Below are 12,599 nucleotides of genomic sequence, written 5' to 3'. Positions count from 1 at the left end.
ATTATGATGGTTCATTTACCGCTTTAATCGCTTTCCGAACGGAATCCCAAGAGAATCCTTGACCTTGAAGAAACCGACCAAGTTTGATTTCCTTTTTTTTCCGGTCAGTTTCTTTCATTGATTTCCACTTTGCCTTTGCTGCTTTGAAGCATTTTTCATCCTCTTGCAAATCTTTATCATTTAGGGTTTTCTCGATAATTTCTTTCGTAATCCCTTTTTTATACAAAAATGCTTTTATTTTTGATGGTCCGATATTCTTACTCCTAAGTTTTGACTCAACCCATTGTTCAGCAACTTCCTCATCAAGCAATAATTGCTTTTTTGAAAATTCAGAAATGACTTCATCAATCACATCAGCGGGAAAGCCTTTCAATCTTAGCTTTTGCATGAGTTCGCGGCGGCTGTGTGGCCTTCGCGATAGCAAGGCGTAAGCCTTTGCCTTGGTTTCATCAGCTTCGCATCGCGATTGGAATAATTTCAATTCATTATGAGAAATTCTTCTCCCCTTTCGTAACCCTAACTCAAAAGTCAAGTCAATACTTAGAGAAAAAGCAAACTGTCCGTCAAGAAAAATAGAAATCCGATTTGGGATTTTCTTTTGAGCTTCTACAGAAGAGATAAGGTAGCCTTCCTTTTCAGGGATGTTTTCAAAGTGATTGATTCGATGAGGTTGAAATGGCATTTTAATCAGTACTTAAAAGCTTCAATCCAACAATTCCTGATATGACGAGGAGAATGCAGAGAAGCCGTAGCACTTCACGTGATTCTCCAAAGAGAATCATTCCTGCAATCGCTGTTCCGACCGCTCCAATTCCCGTCCATACCCCATAGGCGGTTCCCAAAGGAATTGTTTCAAGTGCTTTGGCAAGGAAATAAAAACTCAAAATCATTAGCACAACGGTCACTCCTGAAATCCAAAATTTTGTAAATCCCTCGGAATACTTCATTCCAATTGCCCACGCGACTTCAAAAATACCCGCAACCACTAAGTAAACCCAAGATGCATTCATGTTGAAAAAGAAAAAGTGTTACAAGGAAATAAAAATACCGATGGAATCAGAGAGTTCACTAATGAGAGATGAACCTAAAATGGCTAAAATCAATTTCATCGCTAGCCTTTGCCTTATTTTTCGATAATGCAATTGAATTTTCTCCTTCTCTCTCATTGACTCGTGATATTCTCCCAAAATGATTGTTTTTGGAATAATCTTTGAGTAAAAGATTTTACCTTTTGGACTGACATACCTCGCTTGCATTTCTGCGAGACCAACCGAGCCTTTGTATTGATATGTATGAACCCTTAGCTTTGTGAAGCTTGTCCATTCTTCATCAACATGATATCGCAAACGGACTTCACACTCCGGATTTCGCTCTAAAAAATGATTTAGATTGAAAACCACGCGTTTGGTTCGAGGATTGACCCGTGTGGAAAAATTCAACCATTGAAATTTGGTAGGGTCGGCATTTTGAGCAGAAGATGCTACAGTTGGGTTGATTGGAATTCCTCTTTCAATCAACTCTTCAACGGTGACTTGACGCTGTTTCGGTCTTGATTTAGAAACTAACTTCTCCCACCTTCTTGGAAATCTCGCTTCAAAAGTGGCATCGTAAAGTCGTTTTGACTCTGGGTCAAGAAGATTTCGCTTGGCTTCATTAATTAACTTTGAACGCTCAATAGCGACGCATCGCGTTTCTGGGTCACTGTTTTGAAATTTATCTGGGTGCCACTCCTTGATTTGTGCAATGTACGCTGCACGAATAAGTTCCGGAGAATCCGCCGGCCGAATTCGCAGCACTTCATAATAATTTTTGAAACGTTCTTCGTTCAGATTATTGTAAGAGGAATGCATTACTAAACAACTTCTAAGATGGTCTTCGAATAGAATGACTTTAGATTTAAAATAAATTAATAAATATCCTTCAGTCGTTACTAAAATTTTATCATCACGAATCCAAACTTTGGAACACGCCATTTATGAACATCATTCGTTCAATAAAACAATTTTTAGTTATTTGTTTTCTTCCAATCTTTTTATTCATCAGTTGTGATGGAAAACCACCTAAAATGGTTGAAGAAAAAACAACAAACCTTCTCGTAAAGAAAGAGGAAGAAACTGAACTTGGACTTTTTAACAAACGGTGGGCTTCTGATACACTCTGGCAAAACGGCACAATTGAAAAAATTCGTTACCGAGTTTTCGATGAAGAATCGGGAAAAAGTTATGAAGAAATTTGGGAAACGCGGTCAACTCTGTTTTCTAAACAATTTTATAATGAAAGCACGGATTCAACACGAAAGGATCTTTTTTCAACAATGACACTCTCGCGCCAACGATTCGCTACGAATGACGATCTGACGTCCTTTTCCCTTCAGGTTTCAATTCTTACTCGAGATTACTTCGAACCTGTCAGATTACAATTTCACGGGCATGAAAATGGAAAAATGACTTCAAAAATTCTTAAGCGTTTGATGGGGCGAACTGTGATCTATACCCACTGTTATCAAGGAGAATTCGGAGATGGAGAAATCGAACTTGGAAAAGAAATTTTTTTGGAGGAGCAGCTACCGCTTTCGCTTCGAGCAATCAATTTTAATTTGCAGGTTGAAGGCGGGATTACTTTTTATCGTTCAACTTATTCGTCTTTAAGTCATCTTGAATATGAGGCGCCTGCCCTTAGAGAGGTTGAATACCACGTCGGTACGATTGATTCACTTGATTTGAATGGAAAAATTCAATTGGCGATACCGATTACGGCAAATTTCACCGGCCGGGGGGGTACCAATAAAACTGATCGGTATTGGTTTGACAGCCAATTCCCTCATTCACTATTACAGGCTGAGTGGGATAACGGTCTCACCTTGAAAATAATATCAAAAGAGTATCTTGCTCCTCGCAAATAAAAACTGAGATTATGTTTCATCGCTTAAAAGGAAAAACAATTTTCATTTCCGGTGCCAGTGCAGGAATCGGAGAAGCCGCCGCGAGACAATTTGCCGCCGCCGGTGCTTCTGTGTTCTTAGGTTCAAGACGAACGGATCGATTGGAAACTTTGTGCAAAGAACTCCTTGATTCTTATCACATTTCAGCCAGTTATTCCTATTTGGATGTTCAGAGTGAAACTGGTTGCCAAGAATTCATCGATAAGGGACTTGCGGAATTTGGTCATTGCGATATCCTCATTAATAATGCGGGGCTCGCGCGTGGCCGAGATTTTGCTGCCGATTTAAAGGAAGAGGATATGCGCGAAATGTTTGAAACCAATGTCTATGGACTTATCCGACTTACGAAAATGGCATTAAAACCAATGCTTCATCGAGGCAGTGGACATATCATTAACTTAGGAAGTGTCGCGGGTTATATGTCTTATGCTGGCGGGAGTGTTTATTGCGCAACGAAATTCGGTGTGCGCGCTTTTTCTGAATCACTGCGTTATGAGCTTTTAGGAAAGAATATCCGTGTTAGTTGTGTTTCACCGGGATTGGTTGAAACTGAATTCAGTGTTGTTCGCTTTAAGGGAGACGAATCAAAAGCGAAAGAAGTTTACAAAAACATGACCCCGCTTACTGCCGAAGACATTGCTGAATGTTTAACATTTGTTGCTTCACGGCCGGCTCATGTTGACATTGATGATTTAATTATTCGCCCTACCGAACAAGCAGGATTAACGGTTCACAGAAATGTTTGAGATATGAAACGATATTTTTTTCTTTTTTTATTTCTTATAAGTTCAACATCAACGAGCATCGCTCAAGTTTTGGGCGAGTTCGCGCCAAGTGATAAGCCGGCAAAAGAACAAGCCCGTATTTTTATTCGGAGTCTCGAATTTGGGTACACACTGGTTTCTTTATCACCACGCTCAACCAATCAATTCACCGGAAGTCAATTTAATTTTGATGAAGGAATTTTGTCTTTAGCCATTCGCTTAGACAACGCGCTGATTTACTTCGATTACGGTAAAAGCAACACCAATGGTGAAACTCAAACACTGCTTGCCGGGGGAGCACGATTTGATGTCGATAATTATTTTTCTAGCCCTGAAGCAACAGGCTTAAAATTTGCTTTACCCATTTCATTAATAACTGATATCATCTTTGCCAGTCGCCAACAAGGTGCATCAACTGAAGATTTAAGGCTTTTCTCGTTAGGAATCGGTACTGGGTCAACCCTGATTTATAATACAAGATCGTGGATTACGCTTGGTCGCGCAATTGCATTCGCAGCTTTCGCGACGCAGGGGTTTGGTGATTTTTCTCCTCAAAGCAGCGGGACATTAACCGGAGTAACTGCTGGTTTTTTAGCTGATGTTACAGCACATTTTCCAAACCTTGTCAATAGTTTTGGTTTCGCATTTAGTTATCGGTTTCGGTATTTGTTTTCAAATTTTTCTGCCAATCAATTTGATTATTTTATGCGGCAACATTCATTTACTGCCGGTATTACTTTTTAATCATCTTTATGAGAAAGCAAGATATTTTACAAGAATTAGAAGATGCCTCTCGAAAACTGGGGTATAAAGTCCGATATGAGAAAGGGAGTTTTGTTGGTGGCGATTGCCGTGTACATGAAGATAATATTCTTGTTGTCAACAAATTCATTCCCATAGAGGGCAAAATTGCAACGATTGCTCGTGCGCTTGTACGAATTGGTGTTGAGGGAATTTTTTTAAGCCCTCAAGCCCGAAAAGCAGTTGATGAGGAAATTTCTAAAACCCGCCCCGAAACTCCCGAGAGTTTTGAGTACTAATTGGACACCAAATGAAAATTACTTTCTTGGGAACAGGTACTTCCCAAGGGATACCAGTACCGCTTTGCTCCTGTTCAGTTTGCAATTCAACCAACCCGAAAGATAACCGCCTTCGAGCATCCGTCTATCTTGAATCTCAAGACTTATCAATTTTAATTGATACTTCCATCGATTTCCGCGCCCAGATGCTTCGTTATAAAATTCCTAAAATTGATGCGGTGCTTCAAACACATCATCACTTCGACCATCTCTTTGGACTTGATGATATTCGAGCGTTTACGCAAAAGCAAAAAACAGCAATCGATTTTTATACATCGCCCCAATGCGAGCCGGAAGTTAGAAGCCGTTTTGGATATGCGTTTGAAGAGGGAAATCTAAAGTTCGGATTACCTCAATTAACAATGCGTATTGTTAAAGAGCCGTTTGAAATCAAAAAGAATTCGAGTTCTGTAAAGGTAGTTCCAATCGAGATTGGTCACGGTAAAATTGATATTTACGGATTTAGGATCAATGATTTTGCTTACATGACCGACTGTAAATCGATCCCGGAAACCTCGTTCAAGAAATTGGAAAACTTAGAAATTTTGGTTCTGGATTGCCTTCGATATGAACCACACCCCACTCATCTTTCTCTCAATGAATCATTGAATTACATTCGGATAATCAAGCCTAAGAAAACTTACCTAACCCATTTCAATCATGATATTGCTCACGAGAAACTTTCTTCGGAGTTGAAGGATTTTGACTTTTCAGTTGAACCCGCTTACGATGGTCTAATCATTGAAGCTTCGTGAATCAGCGGGAGCGAAAGATTTTTCCATCGATTCATACAGCTCAAAGCCTTTTCAATTTCATTTTTTAAGAATATTACAAAGCGTTCATTTGAATTGATGCAAGGCAAGGAATGAATTTTTTTAAAGCCTGCTTTTTTCAATTGAGCCAAGCTCGCATGATCTGTTTCACTGTTATCTGAAAAGTAACCTCCCGCAAAAAATACCACTTCCTCAATGCCTTGAAGCTTCATAGTGCGAATAGTATCCTTCAGGGTTGGAACTGTCCATTCACCGCCAACATTATGATTTAAGTAGGCCTCTTCAATTCGATTGAAACCAAGTGCGGATTCTTTTGCAAATCGCTTTTTCATTCGGTCTGCAAATTCAAGTGTTTCATTAAGACCTGTATTAAATGAAGGAATTTTTCCCTTTGAATCTCGAACTACGGTTCCGTGAAGTGCTATAATTAATCCGCTTTTGAATTGTGTTGAAACTCCGGCTCGGTGGTCAAGGATATGTTGCAAATAAACCTCAAGAAGTTCATCTCGATTCCACAAATTTCCAATTGTGTGAGCTCTTGAAGGGAATTTTAACAACTCGCTTTTTGAAAACTTCTTGAAAAGTTCTTCACAAAGAATACCGCACGAAAAATCGGAGTTTACTGGGGTTAAAGAAACAACAATGATATTCTCGTCTTCTGAAATTTTTGAAAGTACATCTTCGAAATAAGGGGGAGTTGAGGAATAAGCCAATTTGAAATCAACTTGTTCAATTGAAGCGTTTTTATTCCACGCCAATATTAAGGATTCACAAAGATGGCGACTTTCTTTATTGTGGGGCGAGCGATATCCTGATAAAGCCCATTTGGCACTTAAAGCAATAGAGCCGACTCCCGCAATCAGCGTTTGAAGAGCTTTTGGTATTGCAACCAACTTTTCAGCATGATGAAAAATGCGTTTTGTTAGTCTAAAATGCTCGCGTGGGTGTATAGTTTCACCTTCTCCGTGAGCGACAAGAATTACATTGGTTTTAGACATAAACCTCTCCTTTGAAGCAGAGACTCAGGGAATGACTTGGTTTCGACCTGAGTTTTTTGCTTGATATAGTTTTGCATCAGCAATCGATAGCATTTTCTCATGATTAGGAACCGTTGTATCTCCGCAAAGTCCAACACTGATTGTTACCTTAAGTTCGGGATGGATTTTACGCCATTCATAGCTTTCGATTGCAACACGAATTTTTTCACAGGCGACCGCCGCCTTATCTGGTGGGGTTTCAGGGAAAATAATGACAAATTCTTCCCCTCCATATCGCCCAACTAGATCGCCGGCACGGCAAGTTTCCTTAAAGATTGAAGCGACCGTTCGAATTACTTCATCGCCAATTTGATGTGAGAACCGATCATTGATTTTCTTAAAGTGGTCAATATCACAAATGGCTAAAGTCAAATTTCGATTATGCCGATTCGTGCGAGAAAATTCTTGGGTGAGCAACAAATCAAGATGACGGCGATTGTAGAGATTGGTGAGCCCATCTTCACGAGCCTGCTTTTCGAGCTGTTGTACCAATTGCGCTTTTAATTTATCTGCCGCCTCTAGCGTTTCATGAAGGGTATGTAACTCTCGATACGCGTTTTGGAGTTCTTCATTTCGGCTACGTTCAAATTCTGAGTTTCTCTGGCTTTGCTCCAATTGAAAACTAATGCTTTGCATTTTCACTTTTTGGCGACTTTCCTGAGTGAATGTTTCCTTTTCAGCATTGTGAAATTTTCTGAAGTATCGCAAAGCTTTTTCATAATCTCGTTTCTTTTCATAGCATTCTGCAAGGTTTTGACTGATGCGCATGATACTATCAAGCGATTGGGTTTTTTCAGATAAGGCTTCAGCTGCATTGAATTGCGCCAGTGCTTCGTCAAATCGCTCTTGACTGAGTAAGAGCCTTCCAAGTCCTAAAAGGGCATTTGTTCTTAAGATGAGATCGCCAAGCTTGGTTGTAATTTCAACAGCGTGGGTGAAGTAATAAACCGCTTTCTCCATTTCTCCGGATTTGAGGTGAGTTTCCCCTAATCCTGAAATCGCTGAAGCAATGCCGGTTTTATTTTCATACTCTTCTGAAATCTTCAGAGCCTTCAAATAGGTTTCGATTGCGGGTTGATAGTTCCCTAAAGCACTGTAAATATCTGCGAGCCCGTTTAAGACACTTGCGATTCCAATTTTATCGCCAACTTTTTCCTTTAGTTCAAGACTTTTCAGATAGTGCGTGAGAGCCGTATTATAGTCTCCAAGCAGTTTATTGGTGTAACCAAGGTTTAGAAATGAAACGGATTCTAGATAGGAATCTTCACATTTACGCGAAAGTTCGAGCGATTTAAAGTGATAATCGATAGCATTCGAATAATCACCTAAATCTCCATACACAACGCCAATGTTATTGAGTGCTCTTGCTTCTCCATCAATTTTGCCCAGTTGTTGGAAAAGTAAAATGACACGGGAGTAAATTTCCAAAGCATCTGCATATTGACCAAGATTGAGAAAAGCATTCCCCATCACATTCAGCGCCTCTCCTTGGCCTTCATAGTCTTCAATCATTTCAAGAAGATTGGCTGCTTCGGAGGATTTTTCGAGGGCTTCGTCGTACTGACCTAACGAGTGCATGCTTGTCGCGAGGCTTCTCATCGCATAGGCGAGCCCTCTTTGATAATTAAAAAAATTTGAAAGTCGGAGTGTTTCTTTGCTAAGTTCGAGGGCATATTGAGGTTTTACATTCCTATATTCCCAAGCAAGTTCGTTTAGAATATCAATTTTCTCAATATCGCTAAAAGTGCCTTCTGCATCTTTCAGGCGATGCTCAAGTTCCGAGATGCGGTCTTTCATTTCAACCACTGTGTTTCGATTGATTTGTACGTGCATTTTTCTTTCGTAAATAAAACCACGCTTTAGGATGACTTGCAGCAGAAATGTTATTAAAGATAATTAACGGCGAAGGATATACCGCACTTCTGATTGAGAGATTTTTAAAAGTGAAATTGTATTGGGTAGCTTTAATTCGGGAGTTAGAACACCGGTTGTGTCCTTTAGAATCGATTCATAATCGACTGAAACTTGAAGACTTTCAGGGCGAATCAGATACAAATCGCTCACCGCTCCACTTACGGTAATATCCAACTTATTAGGAATTATGGTAACATTAACACCGACTGGAATATTGTTCACCTTTATTTCAAGGTTAGGAAATTCGACCTGTGTCAAAAACTGAGCTTCCCCTTTGACAACAACTTCTGAAACCGATTTTATTACTTTTCCTTCAAAATCATTTTTTAACCCAATCGGGATTTGAAATCTTCCCTCAAGGTTATCAAATTCTTTATTTTCTGTCTCCCAAAATTGAAGGGATTGAATTAGATCTTTTGGTCCGGTAACGGTTAAGCTTTCAGGTTCGAAGCGTAGTGTAGCTGGAATTGCAAAACCAGCTTTAGGCCTTAAGGATGCTCCAAGGGTAATAGGAATACTCTTTGATAATTTTTGTGTGAATTTAAATTGAAGAACGGTAGGTAGCACCTCTAACGCGACCACCCCTTCAGGAATCGGCTTAATATATTGCTGATAATACTTCAGGGTTGAAATTATAAGTGAATCTTTGGGTAATTCTTCGCTCAAATTTAAAACCCACTCCGGCCTTCGAATATAAAATGAAATGAGTTTCCACCCTTCACCTTCAAATTTGACTTCAACTGACCGATCAAAATCATTTGATACCGCTCTTTCGCTCTTTTCCATTTTTACGAGTACAGGAACTTTCCACGCAGCCACATACTTATGATTAAGTGCGACAAACATCCAAGTCAAGAAAGCAAAAACAAGCGCACCTAATAAGGCATTTGTTTTTCGTATTCTGTTCCAAATCTTTTCTTTTGCTGCCTCAGAAATCATAATAAAGGCGCTGTTTTTTTGCTTAAATCAATTATTCACAATTTAGTGATTAATGACAGAACTAACCGATTCTAAACAAAAAATCATAAAGGCGGCTGAACCCCTTTTTATGTTAAGAGGCTATAAAGGTCTCGGAATGAGCGAACTCGCTTCGCTATCAGGCATGAAGCAAGCCTCGCTTTATTACCATTTTCCTAAAGGGAAAGAAGAATTGTTTGTTGCAGTTGTTCAATCTGCCATTCACAGGCATCACTTAGGAATGATTACTGCACTCGAATCCTCCGAAACATTAGAATCCCAATTAATGGCCGTTGCTGAATGGTTTTTCAGAGAACCCCCATTCGATATACTTGCAATGTTTCGAAACGATTTTCACCATCTTTCAACGGAAAATCAACGGGCTATCAACAAACAGATTTACCTAATTCACTCCCCAGTAGCCAATTGCATCCGCATGCATTTTGAAAAAGGAGAACTCAATGTTTGCAATTTTGATAATCTTGCTGGGATCTTGCTTTCAACAATTCAGGCGTTAAGGGAATCCTACCGATTTACAAATTCCACGCCTCAATCTTTATTTCAAGATTTTTTGAACACCCTTCTTGTTGGTTTACGAAAATAATCCTGAGGAACGATTTCAATTTCAGCAAAGTTACCTACTGAACATTCGGTAGTTTTATCTAATTAAATACATTAAATTTTCCATATAAAATTCATTCAGCAATGAAAAAAAACTTATTCTTCTCAATAATATTTATTCACTCGTTTAATTTTTTCTGTCTTTCATCCAATCTTTACGCACAATCTGATTCAAGTCTTACGGTAGGATCTGTAGTCGGGAGAATTTTCGATAAATCAACAAAAGAGGAAGTCATAGGCGCTTCGGTTCGGGTTGTCGGTACGGCAATTGGAACAAAAACCAATGTCAACGGTCGATTCACTCTTACAAAAATTCCCGTTGGAACTTATCAACTTTTGATAACTGCGGTGGGATACGAAAGCTTGTACCGTTCAGATGTTGTGGTATCTACGGGTCGCCCTTTTTCGGTGGTCATTGAACTTGTAGAAAAGGATTCTGAAACAGCTGAAGTTGAAGTGGTTGCCGATTACTTTTCACGCAAAAAAACAGATTCGCCCACAAGTGAACAAACCTTATCGTATGAAGAAATACGTCGATTTCCGGGCGGCTTTGAAGATGTTGTTCGAGCAATTTCAACCTTGCCCGGCGTCGCTCAAGTTCAGAATGGGCGAAATGATCTATTGGTACGCGGTGGCGCACCCTCGGAAAACCTCTTTTTGATTGATGGTGTTGAATCGCCAAACATCAATCACTTTGGAACTCAGGGCGCAGGGGGAGGGCCGCTTTCCTTTGTCAATCTTGATTTTGTTCGAGATGTCAGTTTTTCTACGGGCGGTTTTGGCACCAAGTATGGTGATAAAGTCTCAAGTGTACTTACCTTAGATCTTCGGAATGGCCGCGATGACCGGCTTGGCGGGAAGCTCAATCTCTCTGCTTCACAATTTGGAGCGAATATTGAAGGACCTCTTTCACAAAACGGACAGTTCCTTTTCTCTGCTCGACGAAGTTATTTAGACCTCATTTTCAAAGCAGCAGGATTCGCATTTGTCCCAGAGTATTATGATTTTTTAGGAAAATTCAACTTCAATTTAGGCGATGGCAATGAGATTTCCGGGGTTGGAATCGGGGTGATCAATAATGTCCGTCAGTTTACCGATACCGAAGAGCAGCGCTTCGATAATGCCACGCTGCTTGACAATACACAATATCAAATCGTTGCGGGTGTTACTTGGAAAAAACTTTTCAAGGGAGGTTATGTTTCCACAACACTCGGACGCACAAGAATTGATTACCGTTTCCGTCAGCGCGATTCTCTCTTAGTGACATTCTTTCAGAATAATTCAATTGAAGATGAGTTCAATCTTCGTTCAGATGCGTTTATCACCCTTGGCGAAAAGACCGAGCTCTCATTTGGTTTCCAAGCAAAAACGATCGGTTTTGATGCGGATATTCAACTAAACCCAACGGCAAACTCAGCGCCATTTGCACCGCTTGCTTTGACAAAATCAGATCGGTTCTTTAAAGGAGCGCTCTATGCACAAATCGGTGAATCGCTCGGAGATTTTCGGTTTACACTTGGCGCACGTGCTGATTATTTCAGTCCTATTCAAACCAAGCTATATCCCTCATTGCGTTCATCTGTTTCTTACAGGCTTTTTGAAAAATCAACCCTAAGTGTAAGTGGCGGGCGATATTTTCAATCACCCTCTTACATTTGGTTGGTCGCAAATTCCGAGAACCTCAACCTAAAAAGCATTCAAACCGATGTAGGGATTGTTGGTTTTGAACAAATTGTTGGCGCAGATTGGAAATTTAGTGTTGAAGGGTATTTCAAAAATTATAGTAATTACCCCACAAATACACGACTTCGATTTTTAACATTAGCCAATACCGGAGCCGGTTTTGGCGGCTCTGAAGAAGGATTTACATCATTTGGTTTAGATCGTTTAACAAGCGAAGGAAATGGCCGCGCTTATGGATTTGAAGTATTCGCACAGAAAAAACTTTCTGAAACACGGTTTTATGGTATTGCCTCTTTCTCTGTAAACTGGGCGAGATTTACAGCACTCGACGGGGTTGAACGCGCAGGAAATTTTGATCAACGCTTGCTTTTTAATCTCTCGGGAGGTTACAAAATTGATGAAGACTGGGAAGTAGGCACAAGGTTTCGTTTTGCAACAGGGCGGCCCTTTACCGAAGTTGGTGCAGACGGAGATGCCACTTACGGTTTTCGCCGAACCAACATTGACCCAATGTTCTTTAATGCCGGCCGGCTTCCCTCAAGCTATGCCCTTGATATTCGGGTTGATAAACGGTGGCAATTTACAGATTGGACACTCATTACTTACATCGACATTCAAAATATTACCAACCAAAAAAATGCCGATCAGCCTCGATGGGATGTTCGCAATAATCAGATTCTTGACGACAGTCCACTCGGACTTCTACCAACCATTGGCATCAATGCAGAATTCTAAAAGGGGTAGCAATAGGATTTGATAGAAATTTATTTTCAACATCGTTTAGGGTGAAAGACAAAATGTGAAGAGGTAGATTCAAGAAAAAACCTGAC

Annotated in this window: 13 protein-coding genes; 7 read left to right on the top strand and 6 right to left on the bottom strand. The window is 40.1% G+C overall.

Annotated features, from left to right (window positions below; translation table 11 throughout):
* Window position 1: 1 nt before the first annotated feature.
* From SFU91_09860 to SFU91_09850, 3 genes are read right to left on the bottom strand one after another with little or no spacing between them, the layout of a single operon-like run.
* Window positions 2-682: a regulatory protein RecX gene (locus SFU91_09860; GenBank protein MDX2129328.1), complete on the bottom strand. Its 681-nt coding sequence runs from the start codon at window positions 680-682 to the stop codon at window positions 2-4.
* Window position 683: 1 nt separating this feature from the next.
* Window positions 684-1,010, bottom strand: a complete 327-nt coding sequence (locus SFU91_09855; protein MDX2129327.1) for a multidrug efflux SMR transporter — start codon at window positions 1,008-1,010, stop codon at window positions 684-686.
* An 18-nt stretch (window positions 1,011-1,028) separates the two neighbouring features.
* Window positions 1,029-1,973 (bottom strand): J domain-containing protein, encoded by a 945-nt coding sequence (locus SFU91_09850; GenBank protein MDX2129326.1) that lies wholly within the window; start codon window positions 1,971-1,973, stop codon window positions 1,029-1,031.
* Between the two features lie 2 nt (window positions 1,974-1,975).
* Between SFU91_09850 and SFU91_09845 the strand changes: the two genes are divergently transcribed.
* Genes SFU91_09845 through SFU91_09825 form a run of 5 tightly spaced genes read left to right on the top strand, consistent with a single transcriptional unit; the run spans window position 1,976 to window position 5,539 of the window.
* Entirely contained in the window at window positions 1,976-2,902 is a 927-nt protein-coding gene (locus SFU91_09845; GenBank protein MDX2129325.1) for a hypothetical protein, read from the top strand.
* Between the two features lie 11 nt (window positions 2,903-2,913).
* A complete protein-coding gene (locus tag SFU91_09840; protein MDX2129324.1) occupies window positions 2,914-3,687 on the top strand; it encodes an SDR family NAD(P)-dependent oxidoreductase in 774 nt (257 codons plus the stop codon).
* Between the two features lie 3 nt (window positions 3,688-3,690).
* On the top strand, window positions 3,691-4,449 hold the full coding sequence (locus SFU91_09835; protein MDX2129323.1) for a hypothetical protein: 759 nt from the start codon (window positions 3,691-3,693) through the stop codon (window positions 4,447-4,449).
* An 8-nt stretch (window positions 4,450-4,457) separates the two neighbouring features.
* The gene (locus SFU91_09830; GenBank protein MDX2129322.1) at window positions 4,458-4,745 is read left to right on the top strand and encodes a hypothetical protein; all 288 of its coding nucleotides are present in this window, start codon (window positions 4,458-4,460) and stop codon (window positions 4,743-4,745) included.
* 11 nt (window positions 4,746-4,756) lie between these two features.
* Window positions 4,757-5,539, top strand: a complete 783-nt coding sequence (locus tag SFU91_09825) for an MBL fold metallo-hydrolase (protein MDX2129321.1) — start codon at window positions 4,757-4,759, stop codon at window positions 5,537-5,539.
* Here SFU91_09825 and SFU91_09820 read toward each other — a convergent pair.
* From SFU91_09820 to SFU91_09810, 3 genes are all read right to left on the bottom strand, one after another.
* Window positions 5,509-6,555, bottom strand: a complete 1,047-nt coding sequence (locus tag SFU91_09820; GenBank protein ID MDX2129320.1) for a ferrochelatase — start codon at window positions 6,553-6,555, stop codon at window positions 5,509-5,511. The two genes, SFU91_09825 and SFU91_09820, sit on opposite strands and share 31 nt — an antisense overlap.
* A gap of 24 nt (window positions 6,556-6,579) precedes the next feature.
* The gene (locus SFU91_09815; protein ID MDX2129319.1) at window positions 6,580-8,427 is read right to left on the bottom strand and encodes a tetratricopeptide repeat protein; all 1,848 of its coding nucleotides are present in this window, start codon (window positions 8,425-8,427) and stop codon (window positions 6,580-6,582) included.
* 63 nt (window positions 8,428-8,490) lie between these two features.
* Complete coding sequence (locus tag SFU91_09810; GenBank protein MDX2129318.1) at window positions 8,491-9,447, bottom strand: hypothetical protein; 957 nt, start codon at window positions 9,445-9,447, stop codon at window positions 8,491-8,493.
* Between the two features lie 52 nt (window positions 9,448-9,499).
* Between SFU91_09810 and SFU91_09805 the strand changes: the two genes are divergently transcribed.
* Window positions 9,500-10,069, top strand: a complete 570-nt coding sequence (locus SFU91_09805) for a TetR/AcrR family transcriptional regulator (protein MDX2129317.1) — start codon at window positions 9,500-9,502, stop codon at window positions 10,067-10,069.
* Window positions 10,070-10,170: 101 nt separating this feature from the next.
* Window positions 10,171-12,504, top strand: coding sequence for a TonB-dependent receptor (locus SFU91_09800; GenBank protein ID MDX2129316.1), 2,334 nt, complete (start codon window positions 10,171-10,173; stop codon window positions 12,502-12,504).
* Window positions 12,505-12,599 lie beyond the last annotated feature (95 nt).

Source organism: Chloroherpetonaceae bacterium, assembly GCA_033763895.1.
Lineage (GTDB): Bacteria > Bacteroidota > Chlorobiia > Chlorobiales > Thermochlorobacteraceae > JANRJQ01.
The sequence above is the reverse complement of the archived record's forward strand: the minus strand, read 5'-3'. Positions and strand labels throughout refer to the sequence as shown.